This is a genomic window from Neorhizobium sp. DAR64872/K0K18, assembly GCF_050500175.1.
Lineage (GTDB): Bacteria > Pseudomonadota > Alphaproteobacteria > Rhizobiales > Rhizobiaceae > Neorhizobium > Neorhizobium soli.
In genome coordinates this window covers 1-22,117 of sequence record NZ_CP191447.1, presented here as the reverse complement: position 1 = coordinate 22,117, position 22,117 = coordinate 1, and the positions used below count along the sequence as shown (strand labels likewise).

Annotated in this window: 28 protein-coding genes; 22 read left to right on the top strand and 6 right to left on the bottom strand. The window is 59.3% G+C overall.

The annotated features are described in order from the left end of the window. The first annotated feature begins 25 nt into the window (after positions 1–25). Together ACQY1P_RS22665 and ACQY1P_RS22660 are read left to right on the top strand one after the other, a co-directional pair. On the top strand, positions 26–502 hold the full coding sequence (locus ACQY1P_RS22665) for a cupredoxin domain-containing protein (RefSeq protein ID WP_145162186.1): 477 nt from the start codon (positions 26–28) through the stop codon (positions 500–502). A gap of 31 nt (positions 503–533) precedes the next feature. Then, on the top strand, positions 534–818 hold the full coding sequence (locus tag ACQY1P_RS22660) for a copper-binding protein (protein ID WP_145162183.1): 285 nt from the start codon (positions 534–536) through the stop codon (positions 816–818). Between the two features lie 46 nt (positions 819–864). Here the strand turns inward: ACQY1P_RS22660 and ACQY1P_RS22655 are convergent, their stop codons facing one another. Next, positions 865–1,230 carry a hypothetical protein gene (locus tag ACQY1P_RS22655; protein ID WP_145162181.1) on the bottom strand — a complete coding sequence of 122 codons (366 nt, stop codon included), beginning with the start codon at positions 1,228–1,230 and terminating at the stop codon, positions 865–867. A 105-nt stretch (positions 1,231–1,335) separates the two neighbouring features. Here ACQY1P_RS22655 and ACQY1P_RS22650 point away from each other — a divergent pair, with 105 nt between their 5' ends. Beyond that, complete coding sequence (locus ACQY1P_RS22650) at positions 1,336–1,785, top strand: DUF411 domain-containing protein (protein WP_145162178.1); 450 nt, start codon at positions 1,336–1,338, stop codon at positions 1,783–1,785. 9 nt (positions 1,786–1,794) lie between these two features. On the opposite strand, the gene ACQY1P_RS22645 is transcribed toward ACQY1P_RS22650, so the two are convergent. Next, positions 1,795–2,178, bottom strand: coding sequence for a MerR family transcriptional regulator (locus tag ACQY1P_RS22645; RefSeq protein WP_145162175.1), 384 nt, complete (start codon positions 2,176–2,178; stop codon positions 1,795–1,797). Positions 2,179–2,253: 75 nt separating this feature from the next. Here ACQY1P_RS22645 and ACQY1P_RS22640 point away from each other — a divergent pair, with 75 nt between their 5' ends. Beyond that, positions 2,254–3,030, top strand: a complete 777-nt coding sequence (locus ACQY1P_RS22640; protein WP_145162172.1) for a MauE/DoxX family redox-associated membrane protein — start codon at positions 2,254–2,256, stop codon at positions 3,028–3,030. Positions 3,031–3,114: 84 nt separating this feature from the next. Here the strand turns inward: ACQY1P_RS22640 and ACQY1P_RS22635 are convergent, their stop codons facing one another. After that, positions 3,115–3,558, bottom strand: coding sequence for a hypothetical protein (locus ACQY1P_RS22635; protein WP_145162169.1), 444 nt, complete (start codon positions 3,556–3,558; stop codon positions 3,115–3,117). Positions 3,559–4,076: 518 nt separating this feature from the next. After that, positions 4,077–4,595 (bottom strand): helix-turn-helix domain-containing protein, encoded by a 519-nt coding sequence (locus ACQY1P_RS22630; RefSeq protein ID WP_430256775.1) that lies wholly within the window; start codon positions 4,593–4,595, stop codon positions 4,077–4,079. Between the two features lie 724 nt (positions 4,596–5,319). On the opposite strand from ACQY1P_RS22630, the gene ACQY1P_RS22625 reads away from it, so the two are divergent. The 5 genes from ACQY1P_RS22625 to ACQY1P_RS22605 are packed head-to-tail and all read left to right on the top strand — an operon-like array spanning position 5,320 to position 7,845. Further along, entirely contained in the window at positions 5,320–5,775 is a 456-nt protein-coding gene (locus ACQY1P_RS22625) for a DUF3846 domain-containing protein (RefSeq protein ID WP_186447678.1), read from the top strand. Continuing rightward, positions 5,772–6,770, top strand: coding sequence for a hypothetical protein (locus ACQY1P_RS22620; protein ID WP_234888293.1), 999 nt, complete (start codon positions 5,772–5,774; stop codon positions 6,768–6,770). The genes ACQY1P_RS22625 and ACQY1P_RS22620 overlap by 4 nt, the downstream gene beginning before the upstream one ends. Before the next feature lie 29 nt (positions 6,771–6,799). Beyond that, positions 6,800–7,246, top strand: a complete 447-nt coding sequence (locus ACQY1P_RS22615; RefSeq protein ID WP_145162163.1) for a hypothetical protein — start codon at positions 6,800–6,802, stop codon at positions 7,244–7,246. A 10-nt stretch (positions 7,247–7,256) separates the two neighbouring features. Next, a complete protein-coding gene (locus tag ACQY1P_RS22610) occupies positions 7,257–7,493 on the top strand; it encodes a hypothetical protein (protein WP_145162160.1) in 237 nt (78 codons plus the stop codon). 46 nt (positions 7,494–7,539) lie between these two features. Further along, positions 7,540–7,845, top strand: coding sequence for a hypothetical protein (locus ACQY1P_RS22605; protein ID WP_145162158.1), 306 nt, complete (start codon positions 7,540–7,542; stop codon positions 7,843–7,845). Between the two features lie 183 nt (positions 7,846–8,028). On the opposite strand, the gene ACQY1P_RS22600 is transcribed toward ACQY1P_RS22605, so the two are convergent. Beyond that, complete coding sequence (locus ACQY1P_RS22600; protein ID WP_430256773.1) at positions 8,029–8,181, bottom strand: hypothetical protein; 153 nt, start codon at positions 8,179–8,181, stop codon at positions 8,029–8,031. Between the two features lie 311 nt (positions 8,182–8,492). On the opposite strand from ACQY1P_RS22600, the gene ACQY1P_RS22595 reads away from it, so the two are divergent. From ACQY1P_RS22595 to ACQY1P_RS22580, 4 genes are all read left to right on the top strand, one after another. Then, positions 8,493–10,103 (top strand): RcgA family putative transporter, encoded by a 1,611-nt coding sequence (locus tag ACQY1P_RS22595; RefSeq protein ID WP_145162156.1) that lies wholly within the window; start codon positions 8,493–8,495, stop codon positions 10,101–10,103. Further along, positions 10,093–11,115 (top strand): alpha/beta fold hydrolase, encoded by a 1,023-nt coding sequence (locus tag ACQY1P_RS22590; protein ID WP_145162153.1) that lies wholly within the window; start codon positions 10,093–10,095, stop codon positions 11,113–11,115. The genes ACQY1P_RS22595 and ACQY1P_RS22590 overlap by 11 nt, the downstream gene beginning before the upstream one ends. Positions 11,116–11,571: 456 nt before the next feature. After that, positions 11,572–11,769, top strand: a complete 198-nt coding sequence (locus ACQY1P_RS22585) for a hypothetical protein (RefSeq protein WP_153423356.1) — start codon at positions 11,572–11,574, stop codon at positions 11,767–11,769. Between the two features lie 97 nt (positions 11,770–11,866). Further along, positions 11,867–12,118, top strand: a complete 252-nt coding sequence (locus tag ACQY1P_RS22580) for a hypothetical protein (RefSeq protein ID WP_145162151.1) — start codon at positions 11,867–11,869, stop codon at positions 12,116–12,118. Here ACQY1P_RS22580 and ligD read toward each other — a convergent pair. Beyond that, positions 12,115–13,170 (bottom strand): non-homologous end-joining DNA ligase, encoded by a 1,056-nt coding sequence (ligD, locus tag ACQY1P_RS22575; protein ID WP_145162148.1) that lies wholly within the window; start codon positions 13,168–13,170, stop codon positions 12,115–12,117. The genes ACQY1P_RS22580 and ligD overlap by 4 nt on opposite strands. Positions 13,171–13,280: 110 nt before the next feature. On the opposite strand from ligD, the gene ACQY1P_RS22570 reads away from it, so the two are divergent. The 9 genes from ACQY1P_RS22570 (at position 13,281) to ACQY1P_RS22530 (ending at position 21,998) form a co-directional block, all read left to right on the top strand. Continuing rightward, the gene (locus ACQY1P_RS22570) at positions 13,281–13,487 is read left to right on the top strand and encodes a hypothetical protein (RefSeq protein ID WP_145162146.1); all 207 of its coding nucleotides are present in this window, start codon (positions 13,281–13,283) and stop codon (positions 13,485–13,487) included. Positions 13,488–14,167: 680 nt separating this feature from the next. Continuing rightward, positions 14,168–16,096, top strand: coding sequence for a ParB/RepB/Spo0J family partition protein (locus ACQY1P_RS22565; RefSeq protein WP_145162140.1), 1,929 nt, complete (start codon positions 14,168–14,170; stop codon positions 16,094–16,096). 68 nt (positions 16,097–16,164) lie between these two features. Next, positions 16,165–16,344 (top strand): hypothetical protein, encoded by a 180-nt coding sequence (locus tag ACQY1P_RS22560; RefSeq protein ID WP_145162138.1) that lies wholly within the window; start codon positions 16,165–16,167, stop codon positions 16,342–16,344. Between the two features lie 585 nt (positions 16,345–16,929). After that, a complete protein-coding gene (gene repC, locus ACQY1P_RS22555) occupies positions 16,930–18,210 on the top strand; it encodes a plasmid replication protein RepC (RefSeq protein ID WP_145162318.1) in 1,281 nt (426 codons plus the stop codon). Beyond that, on the top strand, positions 18,210–18,674 hold the full coding sequence (locus ACQY1P_RS22550; protein ID WP_331251707.1) for a thermonuclease family protein: 465 nt from the start codon (positions 18,210–18,212) through the stop codon (positions 18,672–18,674). Before repC ends, ACQY1P_RS22550 begins: the two co-directional genes overlap by 1 nt. Positions 18,675–19,109: 435 nt before the next feature. Next, positions 19,110–19,442 (top strand): DUF736 family protein, encoded by a 333-nt coding sequence (locus ACQY1P_RS22545; RefSeq protein WP_102022171.1) that lies wholly within the window; start codon positions 19,110–19,112, stop codon positions 19,440–19,442. Between the two features lie 119 nt (positions 19,443–19,561). Further along, positions 19,562–19,768 carry an antitoxin VbhA family protein gene (locus tag ACQY1P_RS22540; protein WP_037093580.1) on the top strand — a complete coding sequence of 69 codons (207 nt, stop codon included), beginning with the start codon at positions 19,562–19,564 and terminating at the stop codon, positions 19,766–19,768. A gap of 65 nt (positions 19,769–19,833) precedes the next feature. Beyond that, positions 19,834–20,898: a Fic/DOC family protein gene (locus ACQY1P_RS22535; RefSeq protein ID WP_234888299.1), complete on the top strand. Its 1,065-nt coding sequence runs from the start codon at positions 19,834–19,836 to the stop codon at positions 20,896–20,898. Positions 20,899–21,119: 221 nt separating this feature from the next. Beyond that, positions 21,120–21,998 carry an ArdC family protein gene (locus tag ACQY1P_RS22530; RefSeq protein ID WP_145162312.1) on the top strand — a complete coding sequence of 293 codons (879 nt, stop codon included), beginning with the start codon at positions 21,120–21,122 and terminating at the stop codon, positions 21,996–21,998. Positions 21,999–22,117 lie beyond the last annotated feature (119 nt).

Here is a 22,117-nt window from a genome sequence, read left to right as displayed (position 1 = left end):
TCACGCCGATTTAAGGAATCAAAAGATGAAAACCTTTATAACTGGACTTCTCCTCGCTGCTTTGGCAACGCCGGTACTGGCATCTGGCAACCATGCGGGCGGACATGACGAGCCGATGGCCGTAGGGGAACCGGGCGAGAAGTCCAAGGTCACCCAGACCATCCGCATCAGCATGAAAGAAACGCCAGACGGTAAAATGGTCTTCACCCCGAACAACTTCAAAGTTCGCAAGGGCCAAACCATCCGCTTCACTGTCAAGAATGATGGTGAGCTTGATCACGAATTTGTCCTAGACCGCGAAGACAAGGTGATGGAGCACAAAGCTGTCATGGAGAAGTTCCCGGAGATGGAGCATGACGACCCGAACGCGATCCGCCTGGCACCAGGCAAGAGCGGCGAGATCGTCTGGAAGTTCACCAACGACGGCGTATTCAAGGTCGCGTGCCTGATCCCCGGCCACTACGACGCCGGAATGCACGGCGACGTGGCTGTCGCCAAGTAGTAAAAAACGGCAATCTGAAAGGAACCCGAACATGAAGAACATCGTAAAAATCGGCCTTGCCGCCGCCATCGCCCTGTCCTCCACGGCCGGCGCGTTCGCCCAAGAGTTCACGAACGGAACCGTCAAGAAGGTCGACGCCAAGGCGAAGAAGGTCACGCTCGTCCACGAGGAGCTGAAGACCCTCGAGATGCCGGCGATGACCATGGTCTTTGCGGTGGAGGACGATGCCCTTCTCGCGAAGCTGAAGGAAGGCGCGAAAGTTCAATTCGTCGCCGAGCGCAAAAATGGAAAACTGACCGTCACCCAGGTCAAGTGAGCGACCAACCGCCGCGTCTTCTACCTGAAGGCGCGGCGGGTAAGGATCATGACGTTGGCTGCAGGCAGAGAACCTTCCACAGATCTCGCATCCAGTCTCCAGGCTCTAACGACCGCGGCATCATGTGAACGATAACGCCGACTTTCACGGCTCCGGGCGCTTCGCAACGCACGCGGACGGCGTGTGCGCCATGATCTGCGAAGATGATGTTTCCATCAGCGGAAAGCTCCGTCAGGCCGATATCGACCTCGAAATCATACTGTCCGTCGAAGGGAGTGACCGATGAAGTGATGGCGAGACTGATGGTGCGGCTATCCGAGAAGGTGGCAACGTGAAAAGGATATCGATCCTGCGCATGTGCGCCAGGCACAACCAAAATGGATAGCGCAAAACCGATCCCGATGCGTCTCACGGGCACCTCCCGGGTACCATGGATCATCATAACATGCTGGCCGTGCGCGGAACAGAGACAATGGATGGCGCCGATAGGGCGCAGCTCAGGACGAGGAGGATAAGCATGAAACGGAGAGCATTCTTCTGCTTCGCCATAGGCGCAGCGCTCACTCCGCGGGCAGCGGCGGCCAACGAGCCGGAAATGGTGGTTCACAAAGACCCATACTGCGGATGCTGCGAGGCATGGGCTTCGGCATTTGCAGATGCCGGTTTTGCAGTCGATGTCAGAGACGAGAAGGACATGGAGGCGGTCAAGAAGGGCCTCAAGGTGCCGCCCACGTTGCAGGGATGCCATACGGCCACAGTTGAGGGCTACTTCCTCGAAGGGCACGTACCACTAGACACTGCCTTCCGGTTGCTGAAGGAGAAGCCAGCTCTTGCAGGCCTCGCGGTCGCTGGTATGCCAAAGGGCTCACTTGGTATGGGCACTGATCCTGGTGCATCATACGACGTGATGGCGATACCTAAGAACGGAGGACTGCCTTACGTTTATGCCTCTGTCAGACCGACTTGACCATTGCCGTCAGATCCCGAAGGACGACAGGATCGGGCACGGCCCTGTCCTGCCGGAGGCGCATTCGCCCACGAGCTTCCTGAGCGACCTTCTTGCCTGCTCGAGTTCCGCGATGCGCGCATCCAGGGCCTGGAGGCGGACCTTCGCTAGCTTCCGCGCGGTCTCGCGGTCGTCGCCGGCGTCGAGCTCCAGAAGCTCTCCGATCTCCTCGAGGGTGAAGCCGGCCGTCTGCGCCTGCCTGATGAACTTCAGCCGACGGAGGTCCTCCGGGCCGTATCGCCGCACGCCGTCGTGCCCCGGCGGCGTCGGAAGAATGCCGCGCCGCTGGTAGAAGCGGATGGTCTCGACGCCGACGTCGCCGGCCTTTGCAAATTTCCCGATCGTCATGTCCATGGGCTATTGACTCCGTACCACGGTACGGAACGTATGATCGTGCCAACGGTGTCGCAAGACAGAAGGAGATGTGAAATGTTGGACAGGGTCCAGAACAAGAAGGCGGACATCTACCGCATGGTGATGCCCGGCCACACCTGCCCCTACGGGCTCAAGGCGAAGTACCTGCTCGAGCACGAGGGCTACGAGGTCGAAGACCACCACCTGACGACGCGCGAGGAGACGGACGCGTTCAAGAAGGAGCACGGTGTCGCGACGACGCCGCAGGTGTTCATAGATGGCGAACGCGTCGGCGGCCACGACGACACGAGGCGCTTCCTCGGGAAGAAGGTGGTCGATCCCAAGGCCACGACGTACCGCCCGGTCGCCGTGCTCTTCGCCATGACGGCGCTGACCGCGATGGCCGCGAGCTACGCAGTTTCGGGCGATCCCTTCACTCTGAAGGCAGCCGAGTGGTTCGTGGCGTTCTCCATGGTGGTGCTTGCCATGCTGAAGCTTCAGAACGTGGAGTCGTTCGCCACCATGTTCCTGAACTACGACCTGCTGGCGAAGCGCTGGGTGCCGTACGGCTACGTCTATCCCTATGCGGAAGGACTCGCGGGCGTCCTGATGGTGGCGGGCGCGCTGAACTTCGTCTCGATCCCGGTGGCCCTGTTCATCGGCACTATCGGAGCGGTTTCGGTCTTCAAGGCGGTCTACATCGACAGGCGTGAGCTGAAATGCGCATGCGTGGGCGGATCGAGCAACGTTCCGCTCGGCTTTGTCTCGCTGACCGAGAACCTAATGATGATCGTGATGGCGGTTTGGATGGCAGCGGTGTCGCTGGGTTTCGTAGGCGGCCATGCGATGTAACGCAGCGGCGCTCCGTTCGGGGTCTCCAGAAGAGATTCGCCCGCTGATAGCGGCTCTCGACAAAGCACTGGATGCAGCAGTTTGCTATTTGACGCTCAGGTAGCGATCAAGATCTGTGGCCGCGTCACGGTAGAAGGTATTGAACGAAGCAAGCTGCGGGCTCCCGTTCGTCTTCTCGGCCCATTCCGTCAGAACCGGCTGCTGCGCGCGCGCAAAGCTCACGATGTCGAGGTTCCTGTTATGGCGGAGGTATGATACAAATCCTACCACGACCCGGCCCGGCTGGGCACTCTGCGCCGCCTTAGTGAGCCGAGTCGCCGTTACCGGATCGTACTTGAGCAAGAGATCCACATAGCGTTGCAAGCCCGGAGTTTGCTCTGCCAACGCGGCACGCTCGTCGTCGAAGTCGCGGCGCTCGACAATTGAGCGATCGCGGTACACCACTGGCGCATTCGGTCCCGTGTCACATTTCCACCCCAACTTCGGGACCAGAAGGTCGCTCTGGCTGCTCTCGTCCTTGAAGGCCATGAACGGCATTGCCCGGCAACGGACCGGCTTATGCTCCTGGATAGAGCAGAGGTTGTCCTGCCCCAGGGCAGGACAGGGCATTGAGGGAGGTACGAATGCCGGACGATAAACGTCACCAGCCACAGCACCACCAGAACGACAAGGCCAGTGGTCAGCATCGAATAGATGTCCTGGGGGATGTAGGCGTCGATCGTATCCATGGCGTCCTTATACACGGAACGGTTTTGCCGGGGGAGGTCGTCCCGCGTCCCGCTTCGCGGCGCTATGCTAAGCCTCCTGCGGCTTCTCTTCTTTCGTCAAAACCGTGTCGAGAATTCCCGCTTACCCGCCCCTGAAGGAGGGGCGGCGCTATGCTGAAAGCTCCGATGTTCTTCATTGTCCTTCTCGGATCTCGGACTGGCGCCGATCGATCCGAGCGATGTCTTCGCCAGAAGTGCCGGAAGAGGACGCCGCATGAGCGCCAGCTGTTCGCCAAAGCGGCCGGCGCGCGGCGGAAACCAAAGCCAACCCGCTGAGTGTCATGGCGCGGCTTTCGCCGCGCCATTCCTTTTCTGCCTACCAATCGTCTGGGGCTCCACGGCAATCACCAGGTCATGCACCATCTTCAAGGCTGAATCATCGAGCTTTTTGAGGTGATCGACCGTTTCTTCCATCAGCTTGTTTCTCACGTCTTTGAGCGACTTGCCTTTGGAATGAGTCGGTCGTTCGTTGACGAAGGGATAGAAGAACTCTTTTGGAGTGATATCCAGGACCTCGAAAACGTGGATCAGCCGTCCGACGGTCATCAAGGAAGAGGCGTTTTCGTAACGAGAATACGTCGCCTCCTTCACCCCCAGCAGTGTAGCGACTTTGGCTTGCGCAATCTGTCGGTCGGTTCGCAGGTCACGCAGTCGCTGAGCAACAAGCAGATCCAGTTCCTTGAGATCGATGATCTTTCCGTCGAGCCGCTTGCGATAAACGGGATAATCTTTGTTCGGGTCGTCAACGCGTTCAAGTCCGAGATAGCTTACCCACTGCTCGAGTCCGAAACCTGCCATTGCCACCAACCACACTGGAAATTAATCGTTATTCCTCTGGAACAAATAAAGATGGTACCTCGAAAGTCTACCCTGAATAGCTACTTTAGCGCATCGCTTGCGACCCCGCTCTATGCCTTCGGCACGGAGCCAGCAGGCGCTGTCTCCGCCCATTCGGGTGACGATCGGTTGCGCTGCGGCTTCGCCTTCAATCACATGCATCATGGGCAAAAATCGGTACCGACATTTACAGCCTCTCGCGATCGACCCATATTGGCTACTGATCAAGTCAGGTCGTGGCAAGTCTCTAGCCCTTTCTTGTCGCGTGCCTACGGAGGCCGCCCCGCCTGATCGGGGCGGCCTTTCCGCATCTTGAAAGCTCCTCACAGTCATCAGCACCAGTCACGGTGAGTCCGGTCCCCGTCACGATGAAGCAGTGACGCCGGAGGCGTCCTGTCTGTCTCTTTGATGAGGGAAAGAGGAGCGCCGCCCCCTCTCCCTCACAAGGGGAAAAAACGGTCTCCCCGTCCTTCCTTCGCGCAGCCTTAAGGCCGCGCTTTCGTGCAGGATCGCCGCTGACGCGCCGCCCCTTCGGCTCTGCCTCGGGCGGGCGAACCCCCTCCGTTTTTATCCCCTTGCCACCCTCTCCCCCGCTGCTCCGCGCGAGCTCGGGAGCAGGAGCGGGGCTCCTGCCCACGAGGGGCACGAGAAGACCGCTTCGCGGAATTGGAGAAAGGGCTAGACTATGACCACAACCGCAACCGTTTACCTGCTGGACCCGGAAGCCGGGACCATTCAAGCCGCAGAGGTCGCCGCGCCGAGAGCGTTCTCTCAGACCTACGGGCTGATTGGATGCCAGCTTGTCGAGGTGGTGCCATTCGACACGAACCACGTTCTTATCGTCGATGAGGAGGGTTTGCGGGACGGCTTGACCGCGTTCACTGTCTTTGACGGCTACCCGCAGCCATTGGCTGGAAAGATCGTTCTTGCCAGCCTGGACGGCTCGCATGTCCTACCGCCGCAGATTAGCATTGAGGAAGCAGCGGCCCGCCTGAACGTCTGCAAGCCGGTTCTTGATCCGGTCTTCGCCAAGGCAGACGACCATTCCCCCAATGGGATCATTCTGGGCGGCACTTTGATCGGGTTCCAGACCCGCATCACCCGCACTCACCCAACCGTCATGGCGGGGGTAGTCCGATGATCATCGCTGTTGTCGAGGACCGCACCCTGTCCATTCTCGCCGGAACCTTTGCCGCGACCATCGCGGCGAAGGACATCGAACATAGCTTCCATGCCCTTACTCATTTTCCGGAGCGGCGCACCCTTTCCAAACTGGAGGGGCTGGCGGAGCGCCTGAACGGCTTTGCCGCGTACATGGTGGAGCTGTGGCAGCAAGCAAAACTGCCCTTGCCGGACGCTGAACTAGAGGCGTTTGCCCGCCGTCATGTCGAGATCACCCGCAAGTATTGGGCAGCGGAAGGCCGTTGCATGAACTGGTTGATCACCGGTCCTGCCCGCTTTCCCGTCGCCCGCAACGAAAAGCGGATGCGAGTTTCAGACGCCCGCCGTGCTGACATCTCGGCCCATATTGCGACTGCGAAAAAGGCAGTGAAGCGCAAGGCGTTTCCGCACGGAACCGATGACGAGCCAATCCGCTCCGGCGATCCGGCCGCCATGCAGCGCATCGCCTTGCGGATCGAAGACCTGGCACTGTCCATCGACCGGATGAAACGGGCGAATGTCATCATTCGCCGGATGGAGAAGGATCAGGCGAGCGAAGCCAACATTCTCGCCCGCGTGGTGGCAGAAACCGGCATGGACGAGGAAAGGGCATCGCGTGGCGTTACCCTTGCCCTTTGGCAGAACCGACGCGGCTTTTCCACCACCAACACCCGCGCAGAGTTGCGCCGTATGCAATCCCGCCTCGCTTCGCTTGCTGCGATGAAGAAGCGCCGCGACCGCGCCGAGGACGTCGAGACGGAGGCAGGAGCCGTCACGGTCAAGGAAAACACCGACATGGCCCGCATTCAGTTGCTCTTTCCCGGCAAGCCCGACGAGCAGACGCGACGCACCCTGAAATGTCACGGGTTCCGCTGGTCCCCGTCGCAGGGGGCGTGGCAGCGCAACTTGAACGAGGCCGGACGCTATGCGGCCAAGTGCGTTTTGAGATCGATCAGCGGCGACAGCGCCGCTTGATCAGTCCCGGAAAACAGAGGATCCCCTACATGAATGAGCAGATTTTTACAGTCATGGAGTTTTCCGGCCGAGGCGACGCCATGTTCGGCGGCAGTGCCGACGACTGGAGCCTATACACCCAAGAAGACGGCTCAAACGCTTTCATGAGTGCCGCCGACGCGCAGCGCCGCCAGCTGGTGAAAGCCTATTTCCCGACCAAGAAGGAGGCAAGTGAGGCCGGAGAGGCAGCCAGTCAGCGCAAGGGTCTGATTTCGGCCCTGCCTGTTCGGCGCGTTGACGAGATCCCGTATGCGCAATTGCGCTGGATTGTCGGAAACATGCACATTGGGACCAGCGATAACTACTTGAAAGCCGACATCAAGGGACGCGCGAAGTCGGGCATGACAGAGAATCCCGACCTTCTCGCGCAGGCGTGCGCCTATGCACTGGCAAGCCACCGAGCCAATCAGGGCTTGGTTGCCCATTTCCGGCTGTAGGAGGCGAAGCATGGAAAGCAACGGCCAGCGCCGAAGCGTTGAGGTCTTCGACACGCCCTCCGGTCTAGGAGGGAGCCACACGGTCGAGGTTGTCGAGGACCTTGGAAACAATAACGTCAGGGTGCGCGTCTGGTATGGACGCGCCACCGCGACAGGTTGGGAAGCGTGGAAGGATTGGGACGGCTACCGCTTTGAGACCGACCGCGCCAGCCTGACCAACAAGCGGTCAATGCCGCTGTTCAAATAGGACCTGGGCCGCATTTCGATGCGGCCCGACATCAGGAGGGACACCATTGAGCCGCTACACCGTGACCGTGAAAACCGACGAAGAGACCGACGAGAACGCCGTAATCGGCTATGACCCGCCGTTGCGCACCTTCTTTCTGCAGGCATTTCCCGATGAGGAAACCGACGAATATGCACTGTGGTTCGGGACGCTTCTTGAGCAGCACCCAAGCCTTGAATCGATCATCGAGAGCGCTCGCCGTTTTGGCTATGAGATCGAAGGGCTGTCACAGAACGTCATCGTCGCCATGACAAAGGAAGCAGGAACGCCGACGCCGCCAACCCTTGGCGAACGGTTAGGATTGGTACGCTGACAGTTGTTGGATGCCTTGTTGCGGGGCTGGTTCGGAAGAACTGGCCCCGTAGCCATTTTGGCAGTTGCGAACCTGGCCGCATCGAGCGGGCTGCGGTCCGCCCGAAGGGAGCCCATGCCCCTCCCCTCGGCTCCCCTCTCGCCCGGCATGCTGCCGCCGTTGGCGGCGCTTTGATCATCTCGCTCAGGAGGTTGATCGAACCGGGCGATCCGCCAGCAATGAACTCATTTCCTTGGCGGAAAGCGTGCTTTTTGTCGCAATCAGATAGGCCGCGAGATAGGTCAGCTTCAGGTTGGCTTCTCCCTCTCCCTTTGGCTTGTAATTGATGATTGCCAAGCGGCGTGCCGTCGCCTTTTTCCCCCTTGAACGGCTGCCGAGTGCTGATCGATCAACTCACGAAGCGAGGGGCCTTCTCCAGTCGCACTACCTGCGGTTTCCGTTCCAACCTGCTTGGACGACAGCTCGTCCGAGGTGAAGCTTGTGCGCAGAGTGGCTGTTGCCCGATGCGACGAACGCGAACTGGATAACGACAGTAGCATGGTGGATGCCTCACCGATCAAGTTGCATTGGAGGGGCTTTAAGACCATTGAACTTGACGAAACGCACGATAGGATGCGAAACGAAACGAAATCCGAGCCTGCAAGTAATTGGAAAAAAACGGTAAGATTTTTGTCGCGCCGCCTAACGACGGAAGCGATTTCAAGGAGCTGTTCAAGCAGATGGCCGCTGCAGGAGCTGGTCGGCCCTTGGGTGATGATGGTTTTCCGCAAGGTCCCTGGACGCCGGAACTGCTGGCGGATGCCATTTCAAAGATCGACTCCAATCGCGGCGGGGTGGATCTCCGCACGGTCCAGCTCTGGTTTCAGGAGAACGACAAGGGCATCAGCACCACCAACATCCGCTGGCTCGCACGCATCTTTGGTTGCGGCGACAAGGAAGCGACGAATGATTGGATGAAGGAGCTTAGTGCAGCGCAAGCCCGCCTGACTGCCAAGCGACGGGATAACAAGAAGACTGGCGGCGCAGCTACTTCGCAAGTGCCGGACATGCCGGCGCCAGCCGCAAACCAGATTCCGCTAACGCCGGTCGTCTCGGTGGATCTTCAACCCATGTCGACGGAGCGGCCATCTGGTTTAGCGATCAGGACCGAGGCGATTTTCTCTCACGGATCACACTTGAATCTGCCGTCTTCGGTCTTTGCCGGTTCGTCCGCGCTTGGGTTCCTGTCCTATATCCTTGGGATCCACACCATCACCTATATGCGCGAGGACGGTATCGAAAAACAGGTCGGCTTTCTGTGGGCGCCGAACTGGACCTTCCTTTTCATGGTGCTGCTGCCGCTGTTCTTCGCCATAGTCATCGAGCTTCTAGTTTTCTGGAAACATGATGCACGTCCAAGGTTTCTGGCACATGCCGATCGACCTCAAAGCGGGAATGTCTGGGTTCAAAACCTGCAGGCGAACTCCCATACCTATTGGGCCGTTTTCCTGATCTGCATCTTGTTTGCCGGCCTGGCTCAATGGATTGGGGTGCAGCTGATCCCGCTGTTAGAACAGGCGCAGGATTTTGCCCCAAGTTGGGGGACGATTGGCATCATACGGCCTGACAGAATCTCGACCCCGGCGGCCATCGTATTCACCGCCCTCGCCTACCTCTATATGTCCGTCACCTTCTACCTGCTCTTCGCGGGCCTGATCATTCTGCATACGATCATCCATGATCTATGGAAGCTCGACAGCCAAGCGAAGCTTCAGACTGATCAGGGATCAGGGCCGGGGGTCAGTGAGGCCGCTCTGAGGATCATGCGGGGCGTGTTCCGATGCACAGTTCTCGTCGTCCTGGCCGCCATCTGCATGAAAGCGCAGAGCGCCTATCTCGCTTCACAAGGCCCAGACATCATAACGTGGATGGTTCGTGACGTGTGGGCTGCCCTCGCCAACTACGACGACGGCGATCATACCTTCAGCTATCGAATGCCAACCCACTACAGCAGCCTCCTCGTCGCAATATCGACCTGCAGCGTCTTCCTGTATGGAGCAATCCGGTTGGGCAGTGACAGACGTCTGCGAGCGCCCTTGTGGAAGATGTCTTCCGCGATTGGATTGCTCCTGATCTCGTATCTGACGATCGATGCCTTTGACGGCTTCTCAGTCTTGCTGATGGTCGCCGCATTGATCGCCACATACGGGCTATTTGATCCAGAGTTTGGAGCCGGCTGGCGAGCCGGCGATATGGAAGGCGACAGCCATGTTTCATAGCTGGCTCGATCGTTGGGACGAGGGCCGCGCCCAACGCGGCGAGGAGGCCAAGAAGACCACGGACCTCATTCTGGACGCCGATCGTGCATTCCCCGGCATGGGAGCGGCTGAAACGCTAGAGGGGTTTTGCGTACTCGCGGAAACGGCCGCGGCTGATCCGGGTTTCTTTGATCCGCCTGATTCAAGCGACCAAACCTTCGAGCCGCGGGATGGCTGGCTGAAATTCCCTTCGGACATCTCAACGGATGTCGCGGAAAACAACATCGTGTGGGCCAGGATCACGGAGAGCGGAAAACGCGATCAGGCGGTGGTGATCTTCCATCACTGGAACGCCGAAAGTCGGAACCGGCAGATTGCCGGGTTCCTCTCCTGGCAAGGGATCACGGTCATCGAGATCGCCATGCCTTACCACTTGGAGCGCAAGCGCCCGGGCTCGCTCTATGCCGATTACATGCTCAGCGCCAATCTCGGCCGAACGGTGCAGGCCGTCAGACAGGCTGTATGGGACGGGCGCAAGCTTATCCGTTGGCTGAAGCGCGAGGGGTATCGGGATGTTTCTGTCCTCGGGATGAGTCTGGGTTCCTGGATAGCCGGACTGGTCGCGGCGCATGAGACCGCCGTTTCTCGGGCGTCGCTCTTCCTCACGGCAGGAAGCCTTGCCGAAATGGTATGGACCGGGCGCGCAACCCGATCGATCCGGAAGAGCCTCGAGCCGCATCTTACGCTTGCCCAGCTGCAAAGAGCGTGGGCACCACTCAATCTTGAAAACCATGCAGACAGGCTGGCGCGGCCAAGCCTCGAACTTCATGTCGTCCTAGCATCGAGGGACACGGTTGTTTTGCCGGACCTGTCAGAACGCCTGCTAGGGCGGCTGCAGAATGCCGGAGCCAGAGTGGGCGTGCTGCGGCTGAATTGCGGGCACTACTCTCTTGGGCGGCCACCCTACATCTTGGGAGCCGGATGGAGCCTGAAGCGGTTCCTGTTGCGCAAGCGCGAGGCCGCCCAGGTTTAGGAGCGCTTGAGCGCCGCATCGAGCGGCACCCAACCGCAATGAGGGGAGCCCCTCGGCCCCTCCCCTCAAACTCCCCTTCCCCCTCACGACGGAAGCGCCCCGCAAGCGGGACGGCTCACTGAGGCTTGTTGTCGCTTCCGGCTAGAGCGTCGACGCGAGCTCAACCACCGCTGCAGCATCACGGCGATGGAGATCCGACCTAGCGGCCGGATCACGATTTGCCGGTTGAAGGCAAAGACGACGGCAGGGGCTACGAAGGCCGCGTTTTCAGGCCGCTCCTTAGTGGCCGTACGTAATCTAATGCTGCGCACGATACGTCAGGCCCCGCCTTGGCGTGAAACCCTAAAGGGTTCTCCTCTCCGCTTCGCTCCGTTGCGATCGCTGCGCGATGCACTCGGCGGTTCCAGCCGTATTCGAGCTTCGCGATTACGCACAACCACTAAGGAGGAACCTCTGATGAAAACGCTCGTAACCTTCTGCCAGAAAACCGGCCGTCGCCTTCGCCAGTTCATCAACCGGCAAATCGCGAAGTTGTCCCGCAAGGGCCAACTTCGGTTCTCCATCGCCGTGATGCTTCCGCTCATCGCCAAGGTCGAGTTCAGCTATCAAGTCGAGCTCAACAGCAAGGCCGGAAACGACAACAAGCCTCAGTGAAGTACGGCCGCACCCTGCCCTGCAGGGTGCGGCCTATCCGTCGTGATCCCGAACCCGCGGCCTTGCACGCGCCCGCAGGAAGCATATTTGCTGGAACATGACCGACTTTCCAAATGCGCCACCCGAAAAGGACGAAAGCCGCTACATCGCTTGTCAGTTGGCGGTGGAGACTGTTTTGCAGGACCTGGTAGAGTATGCCGTGCGCCGAGGTTGGGAGGAGACGGAAGTCCTCTCCGCCATTACAGAGGTTGCGGACAACCTCATGCTGGCGGCGGATGCCAATCGGGATCTAGACCTGATTCTCGTTACTCTGAGAAGAAATATGCCCCCGCCCAATCTTGCCGGTTAGGCGTCTCCAACATCGAGCGAATATACTGCCGCTGCGTCTTCAGGGTCGCGAAGTCCCTTGAACGAGGCGTGGCGCAGTTTCCCGTCGGACGTCCATCCCCGGAAGTCGATTTCAGCGATCAGGCCTGGATCTGTCGCAATGCGGGTGTTCTCTTTGAAGCGGATCACCGGCTTGTTCGTTTTCAGCTTGTCGAGCTGCTTTCGCAACGCTCGCGCTTGCTGATGTTTAAAGCCAGTTCCGACACTTCCGACATAGACATACTCACCTCCTCTGAGAGCTCCGAGAAGGAGGCTTCCAAAGCCATCTGGCATAGCTGACGACAGTTCGTAGCCGAGGATGGCAAAGCTTTCGCGCTGGACGCACTTGATCTTAATCCAGTCGCCAGTCTTGCCCGGTCTGTAGGGGCGATCACGATGCTTGCCGATGATGCCTTCCAGGCCCAGCGCGCAAGCGTGTTCGATCAGCCTTTCGGGATCCTCGTTGATTTCCTCGGACAAGCGGATCGCCCCTGTGGCCTCATCAAGCAGATCCTCCAGGATGTGCCGCCGTGCAGCAAATTCCAGCTTACGCAGATCATGCCCGTCGAGGTACATGAGATCGAACGCGAACATGAGCGCGGTTCCAGCCTGCTGTTTTCCGGTCCGGCCCCCAAGCGAGCCCTGCAGCAGCCCGAAGTCTGATCGCCCCATCTCGTCGAGCACGACGGCTTCACCATCGAGGATGAATGTCGCCGGACCAAGAGCGGCCGCCGCTGACGCAATGGCCGGGAATCTTTCCGTCCAGTCAAAGCCGCCGCGTGTCAGGATCCTCACCTTGGATAGCTCCCGGTGGACAGAAATCCGGTAGCCGTCCCACTTGATATCGTAGGACCATTCAGGCCCCTTCCGCGGGCGGTTCTTCAAGACGGCTAGGCAAGGTTCGACGCGATCCGGCATGGGATCGAACAGGAGGCGCGGCTGTTCAGGGTCGCGAGGTCTCAGGCGTCCGCTTCGCAGCGGCGCCTTATCTTCCGTCAGAAGCGGTTTTGGCGGCTTTCGCGGTCCTTTTACCATTCCGCCATTTCAGCAGAGACAGCTTAACAACCCGCTTAGGAAGCCTCTGGACCTCCGTCCGCTTGCTCCATAGGGTTTCGGTGCCCGGAAACGACGTAGGACAGGCACTGGTGGATCAGGCAACCGCCCAGGAGCTGCTGAAGCTCATTCACAGTATCACAGATCCTTGCGAGGATATCATCGCCAAGGCTGGCGATCTCGCCGGCGATCCGTCCCAACCGCCAGAGATCCAGCAAGCCTCTGCTGACCTGGCTGCGACTGTTGAACAGCTGTTTCAGATCGCCCACTACATCATGAACGCAACGCCCAGGCTGTAGAGGCAAGGCACGGTTTTGCCGGGGGAAGTCGGTCCCGGCTTCCGCTTCGCGGCGCTATGCTAAGCCTCCTGCGGCTTCCCTTCTTCCGTCAAAACCGTGTCGAGAATTCCCGCTTTCCCGCCCCTGAAGGAGGGGCGGCGCTATGCTGAAAGCTCCGATGTTCTTCATTGTCCTTCTCGGGTCTCGGACTGGCGCCGATCGATCCGAGCCGAGCGGCTAACCGCCGCTATCGACACATTGAATCAAGTTGAAATGGAGAGCTGCCCGAGGAGCGGAGCGCTCATCACTCGGAGCGCAGCGGGCAGATCCATCGTTTTATAACCTGGTGAAGACGGAGAACCGGCGTCGCCGATTCGCATCCGCAAGGAGCGGCCGGGATCGGCCGCCCATCGATCCTACTCTGTACCGCTCTTACGATAGGTCGCCGATCGCGCCAATGGGCAAGCGCGCAGGCGCTGTCGCTCGTCAGGAAAAACGGCTTTCGCCGTCAAGCCGGCAAACCTTCCGTTTTTCCTTCCTCCCGCCCCATGACCCGATCCGCGTCCTAACGGGAGCGGGCTGCGCCCTCCCCCTTCGTTCCGCCGGATGTGGGGGCACATCCTTCGAAAACGAAGGCAGAGGCTTCGCCCACTAGCGGGGCTTGCTCCCAAGGGAAACGGGAAAAACTGGAGCAAGAGACCATGAGCAACATCATCGCGATAGCATTGAACAAGCTGGACGCAGACCCGAAGAACGTCCGCAAGACTTACACCAAGGAGAGCATCGACAGCCTGTCGGCCTCGATCCTCGCCAATGGCGTCATCCAAAACCTTGTGGTGCGCAAGGCATCCAAGGGAAGATACCTCGTAACCGCTGGCGGTCGCCGCCTTGCAGCCCTCAATCTTCTGGCCGAACGGGGCGAGATCACGGCTGACTACGCTGTGAATGTCATTGTCCGGGAGGCGGGTGACGCCACGGAACTAAGCCTGACCGAGAACGTGATGCGGGAGGCCATGCACCCCGCCGACCAGTTCGAGGCATTCAGAGCGTTGTTCGATGAGGGCAAGTCAATCAAGGACATCGCCGCCCGGTTCGGGACAACCGAAATCATCGTCAACCGCCGTCTTGCGCTGGCGAAGGTTTCCCCTGTCTTGTTCGCGGCGTTCCGCGCCGAGGATATGACCTTTGAGCAGCTTGCCGCCTTCACCATCACCGACGATCACGCTCGACAGGAAGAGGTGTGGAATGCCCTCCCCTCATGGGATCGCAGCGCCAACACAATCAAGCGCCGTCTCGCCGTGGATGAAGTCCCCGCAAGCGACAAGCGGCTCGCGCTGATCGGCGGGTTAGAGGTTTATGAGGCGGCTGGCGGTCCAGTGCGCTGCGACCTGTTTGCCGAGCAGGGAGGAGGCTTTGCATGCGATAGCGGCTTGCTTGAAAAGCTGGTTGCCGAGAAGTTGGAGGTCGAGGCGGAAGCTGTGAAGGCCGAAGGCTGGAAATGGGTCGAGTGGTGCGCTCAGCAGCCGGACAACATCTATCAGATGGCCCGGGTTTACCCGCAGCGCGTGGACCTCCGCGACGAGGATCAAGCCAAGCTTGACGCACTGACTGAGCGTTATGACGAACTGGCGGCGCAGATCGATGCGGATCAGGAGGATGAAGGTGCAGAGGCCGCCTTGTCCGCCGTCGAGCAGGAAATCGCCGTCCTGCAGAAGCGCGAAGAAGCCTATCGCAGCGAAGACCTCGCAATGGCAGGGGCAATCGTCACAATCGACCATTGGGGCAAGTTGTCGGTGCTGAGAGGCCTTGTCCGCGACGAGGACAAGAAGAAGGCCGAGGCCACGGAAGGGAAGCAAGGCGGGGCGACCGAGGAGGCTGACGGCGCTTCGAAATCTACGGGGCTGACCCATTCAGCCGCATTGATTGAAGACCTGACCGCTCAGAAGACGGCGGCACTTCGTGTCGAGCTGGCGAACAATCCCGACATTGCGCTTGTGGCGGTCGTCCACGCAATGCTGCTCAAGGTGCAGTACCGTACGGCATGGGGCATTCCCGGCCACCAGAGCGCGCTTGAAATCTCTGTCACCCATGAAGTGCTGGACGGTTCGATGAAGCGTCCCGCCGAGAACAAGGCCCTTGAGGCGTGGGGAAGCCTTGAGGAAAACTATGGGCATCGGCTTCCCGGCGATCCTGCTGACCTTTGGGAATGGCTGATGGATCAATCACAAAGCGAATTGTTGCAGCTTCTGGCCTATGCCGCCGCCCATTCCGTCAATGCGGTTGAGAAGAAGTTCAGCAGTCGCAGCCAAGCGCTGGCCCATGCCGACCAGATGGGCCGCGCATTGAACGTGGACATGCATGACTGGTTTGAGACCACGGCGGAAAGCTATTTCAGCCACGTCAACAGGCCGACCATTCAAGCCGTTGTTGCCGAGGTGCGCGGCGAGGATTTCGCCGCTGGTGTCGGCAACATGAAGAAGGGCGAGGCTGCGGAGTATGCCGCCAAGTCCATCAAGGACAGCGGTTGGCTTCCGCCTCACGTTCGGATCGCGTCTGACCCCGACGCAGAGGGTGAGGCTGAAACCTCAGAGGACAAGAACGAACACTCGTTCCCGATGGCAGCGGAATAATCCCGCCGCTGCTTTCCGCCGGTCACGTCCTCCAGCGTGACCGGCTCCCCTATTCCAGAGGACAAGCCATGCTTGATTCCGTACCTGATCCGACCCTTGCCGCCGAAAGCTGCTGCCAGCTAATCAACGCCTACCTGAACGATCCGGAGCATGTTGATTGGGATGACGTGCAAAAGGCACTCGATACAGCGCAAAAGGCCTTCGATCTGCCACCGACCCACTTTGAGGAGGCTATTCAGCGCGGCTGAGTTTACTGCAAGATCGCACCTTAGCGCCCGCTTTGGCATCGAGCCAATGCGGGCGCTTTCGCAGGTGCCTGGGAGGCAGAAACGTATCGGGGAACGGCACATCAGGCCGCTTGTTGAGAGGAGGCCCGCGCCCCCTCCTCTCAAACTCTCCTCCCCACCCGGTTGAATTTCCCCAACAATAACGGGGGGTAAATCCTACTCTGGAAACGTTCAAGATTTCAGCGTGAAGAGAGGGAAGACGCGGAAAAGCATGCTAACAAATTGAAACGTAAGCGCTATTTCAGATGCCGGCTGAATCGGCGCAGCAGCGCGGAAATGTGTCAACTTGCATCAATTCGGTATCTCAGGCTACAAATCGTAACGAGCGGAACCGTAACCGATTCCGACTCACACATTCTAACAGCTTTTTGGAGATCACACCCGGCCCAGAAAAGAAAAACCGCTCCCGAAGAATCCGGAAGCGGTCTGCAGTTCGGTAATAATAAGCCAAAACCATTCTCGCAGACCTCCCCTCCGATGTCAATAATCAAAACACCTTTTCGGTGAACGGCGGAGCTTTGTCTGGCCTCTGACAGGAGACGGACGATGGGGGAACCCACACAACACAAGCGGCCGACAGGTCGCAGAATGACGAAGGAGCGAGCCGAATTCCGGCGACTGGCGCAGTCAACGGAAATCGGAACGGTGACGCGCGGCCAGCTGGCGGTACTTGCAAGAAACCTGATGACAATCGGGATGGTTACGACCGCAGAATATGCGTTGCTGGAAGCCATCATAACGACCGCCAAGGCAGACGCCTTCGACAAAGGAGGGCGGCCGATCGTCTACAAGTCGAACCGACAGCTCGGCTATGACATCAACAAGTCGCCGGGACGCGTAAGCCGAATTCTCTCCCGATTGTACGACCTCGGCCTTGTCACCATGCAGGACAGTGCGAATTTCAAGCGCTACCCGATCCGGGACGGCGAAGGAGATATTGCCGACGCCTGCGGCATTGATCTGCGTGTCCTGATCGCTCGGCACCATGAACTTGATCAGCTGGTGCGCCAGAAGCGGGAAGAGATTCGAGTTCGCGACAACGCGGCGCGTCGCTTCCGGGACGCTCTGCGTGCCGCGAGATATGCTCTCGCGTCCTCAACCGAGCGAGGGGAAGCCATTCTCGGGCGGATCGGGTCCCGTGTTGAGAAGATCGCGGCCTTCATAGGATCGGCCAAGCACGCACCGGCCCATGTCCTCCGGAAGGCAACAATGCTTTTGGAGTGGCTTGCCGACCGATTGCGCAACGTGAATCGGTCCCCGCAAGCGCCCGACATAGATGCAAATCTGACATGCGCGGATGTCGAAAACGACATGCACATACAGATTACAACCCCAAGACCTTTTGAAGCTCGTAATGATGAACGGCGTTCGCCTAACGGCGAACAAATCAGTTCGTTAAGGGCTGGCTCCGCCAGCAAGAGGGCTTTTGAGGAAAGCCTGGGGAGCCGTTCGCGCCAAAGCAATAGGCAACTGCAAGTGCGGCCTTCACTTGTGGCGCTGAAAGATGTGTGGCGGGCTACGCCAAGCCTTGCCGAATATGGCTACGAGCCCCCGCGTAGCTGGGCGGACCTGGACCGGATCGCTCCCAAACTTTGCCGCATCGCCGGCGTGTCCGAGGATGCGCGCCTGCGGGCCGTGGAACGAATGGGCCAGCAGGCGGCTGCGGTTGCGATCGCTCTGACCTTTGAGAAATACACGCGCGCCGAAATCAGCTCGCCTGGCGGGTATTTGCGGGCCATGACAGACCGAGCCGCGATCGGAGAGCTTCATCTGAACCGCTCGGTATTTGGGTTGGCAGCCCGCAATTCTATGGAGGCGCGCGCTTGATGAATATTCGCTTGGTGGGAGCCGCGCTGGCTGCGCTTCTGTTCACTGCCTCCGCTGCGTCGGCCGATTTTTCAGGCCAGGCGCGCGTGATTGATGGAGACACCTTCAGCATTCGTCAGCAGAGGATCCGCATTGCGGCTATTGATGCTTGTGAGCGCGATCAAACCGGCTTCAGGAATGGCGCGATATGGAGGTGCGGCATCGAGGCACGACGGTTCCTCGCCAGCTTGATCGATGGCAAGCATGTCCGCTGCATTGAAGTCGATCGAGACCAGTACAAACGCCTTGTCGGCCAGTGCTTCGTCGATGGCTCGGATATTGGCCTTGAAATGGTGAAGGCGGGGCCAAGCCAGCCTCCTGTTGCGTTATCTGCCAAGATCCCACCCGATCGATCTGGACCAGTATCGCCGCGCCGAGGCAAGAGCTCGACAGCGAGGCCAAGGCTTGTGGGGCGCTCAGGTTGAATCGCCCTCCTCCTATCGCCGCAGCCATTCCGGCAACTGAACGACTGGCAGCGCTCAAATGGGCAACAGATGGCGAGATCTCATGTTTTGGCGAAACCATCGGTTACCCCAGCCTCTTGTTTCAGGCTGCTGGTTCGGCTGCATTCAGCACAATCCCGCCCTTGACCTGTGCCGATGTCCCATTTGTCGAGGTGACGTATTGCTGCAAGCGCTCAGGCCCCACACCTCCAAAGTGGTTGCTCTTGATGCCCGTTCGCACGGCGACGCGGTTGGCGCAAAGCCGTTCGTCTCCAAATTTCCCCCGCCTTCGGCTTCCTCGCGAAACAAAATTTGTCCCCGGCCAGCCTCCTTCGCTGCGCTCCGGCCTACGGTGCGCACCGCTTTTCGCCGTGCCTAATGAACGATCATCGCAACCACCATAGAGGAGTGATTAACATGAGCATGACCAACTTCATTCAGTTCGACAAAGACGACATCGACAACGCCAAGGGAACCGGCCTCATCTCCACCATCGACCGGGACCTGGACATCAAGGTTACACCTTTCGACTCCACCAACGAAAAGGCTCCGACGCATCGCGTCTATGCCAAATCACCTCGCGGCCACGACATCGAAGTTGGCGGCATCTGGAAGAAGACCAGCGGAGAAGGGAAGCCGTACTACACCCTCTCCATCAAGCGCCTCGGCTTCAACGCCAACTTGGGCCGCTACCCCGGCCAAGATGACGTGGCACTGCAGGCCATCATCGAATGGGAACCCCGCGATTGATCGCCCTGGGAGGCCCGATCTCTGATCGGGCTCCCACCATAAGAAAGCCGCTTACCCCGCATTCGCTGGATATTCGGCTCTTTTTGTGCTAAGTTGAATAGTAACTGGAGGCTCTGCCAATGAACGTTCATGCCCCTCGCCCCGATCGCTCTCCGGAAGCTGTTGCAGCCCGACAGAAAGCCGTCGATCAGGCTCGTGCCGCCAATATGCGGCAGGGTTACACTGGCGATCCGGTTTTGGAAGAAGCAAACGGCCGTTACGTTGCGGGAGACATCACTTCCGAGGAAATGCGCCAAGAGTTGCTGGCCCGCTTCAAGCGGGCTTGATCATCACTTAGATATTTCTCGCGGCCGCCTGTGATCTCAGGCGGCTTTTTTGCATGAGGTTTCGCTTGGCCCGCGATGATGAAGCCAAAGGCTCCTACACCTATCCAAACACTTCAGAGGATAAGGATTTCAGGGATGTTCTGAAGAACAAGCTGAATATCAGGAGCCATTCGGCGCTGCGTGAGGCCGAATACGCTTTCACGGCTTTGAGGCAAACGGAGCTGGCTGAGGGAAAAGGCCCGACCGGTAATCACGACGCAGCGCATCTGAAGGCTCTGCACGGCTACATCTTTCAAGATATCTATGAATGGGCAGGACATACGCGAAATGAAAGTCCTGTCGTCGATGGCCAGCGGGTAGAGCCGGTAGGTGGGCTTTCGAAGGGCGACACGACTTTCCTCCCCGGCTCGCGCATCGAAATGGGTCTCAACGAGGCGCTGAGGCCCGCCAGAGACGATCAGGGCCTGAGAGCTGCGACACCTGAGCAATTTGCCGAGAAAGCCGCGCACGTTCTTTCTGAGCTGAATTACGTTCACGCTTTTCGGGAAGGCAATGGAAGGGCAAACGAGGCGCTAGTGGTCTCGTTGGGCCGCACCTACGGTCATGACATCGATCTTACCGTCATCACCAAGCCTCGCATGATCGAGGCGTCCATTGAGACCACCAATGATCCGTCCAGTCCGGCGATGAAGCATCTCATCCAGGATGCGATGGATCCTAACCGCCGCGAGGCTATCCGCAGTGCCATGTCAGATCTTGAGCAGGCTGGCGAGAATCCGTTCGAGCACAACATCCGCACGGCCCGCCCAGGCGAAGTGATCGAAGGGCAGGTTCTCGGGCACGACAATCGCGTGGCGAGCCTCGTGACCGACAGGGGGATTGTGGCCGTTGACCGCGCTGACCTTCCCGAGCGGATGCCTCCCGACGACGAGGAGGTGAAGTTCACCGCTCGATCTGATTTCAAGACTCTGGGGCGGCCGGAGCAGGTCCAAGATGCCCAATCGCCGCCAGGTCAGCAAAAGGCCCAAGAGCCTCAGTCGCAGCACATCAACGCCGAGCTTAAGGCTATCAAAGCGCAGCAGCTTGCCGATCGCCAGCGAAACCGCGACCAAGACGACCGAGAGCGCTGACCTGCGGCTCCGTCGCTGCAGTGAGGGCCTGTGTCGTTGGCCGGGGTGCCGGAGCTCTGCGCCCTCCCCTGTCCGTTGGATGATTTGACGGACAAACTACGATAGCCCCTCCCCCATTCAACCGCTTGCGCGGTCCTACACTCCGTTGCGGCCCTACGGGTGCATGGGGTCGTTTCGCTATCTTCGGATCTTTGCCGTCAACCAACGAACAGGAGACGGCGATGCAGAGCGGAAAGGACACCTACCAGCGGATCACCGACACCATCATTCAGCAGCTCGAGGCCGGCACCAAGCCTTGGATCCGGCCATGGCGCGGAAACAGCCGCAGGTCGGCTACGCCGCTCCGCGCCTCCGGCGAAGCCTATCGCGGCATCAACGTGGTCATGCTGTGGCTCTCCGGTCAACTCGCCGGCTACGACGAAAACACATGGATGACTTACCGGCAGGCTCAGGAGCTTGGTGCTCAGGTCCGCAAGGGCGAACAAGGAACCCTCGTCGTCAAGTACGGCACCTTCACGCCGAAGGAGCAGGAGGCGGACGATCGTGCAATCCCCTATCTCAAGGGGTACACCGTCTTCAACGTCGAGCAGATCGACAACCTGCCTGACCGCTTCAAGAGCCCGGCCGAGGCGGCGCCGATCGAGCCGGTTCTGGTTATCGATCATGTCGAAACCTTCATTCGGGCCACAGGCGCAAAGATAGCCTACGGCGGAAAGCAAGCCTGCTATCGGCCTGGCCCCGATGACATCCAAATGCCGGAGCGCGGTCGGTTCCTCAGCGAGGTTCATCTTTACAGCACGATTTTTCATGAGCTCGGGCACTGGAGCGGCGCAAAATCACGCCTTGATCGTGACCTTAGCGGGCGGTTCGGGAGCGAGACCTACGCAATGGAGGAGCTTATTGCCGAACTCTCAGCCGCATTCGTCTGCGCCGATCTTGGCATTGAGCATGATCCGCGAGACAACACCGCGACTTACGTTGAAAACTGGCTCAAGGTGCTGAAGCAGGATTCACGTGCAGTCATCACTGCCGCCGCGAAGGCTCAGGCAGTCGCTGACTATCTCCGACAGTTCAGCTCTTCTACAGGGAAGGGGCCCTAGCAAAACTGTCGGGCCTCATGCGCATCGACCCAAAACTTTACAACTGTAAAGTCGGGCATCCTTGATGCGTTAACTTCTTGTTAACGAAAAACGCCTTGAAGAATCGGAGTCAGTCTGGC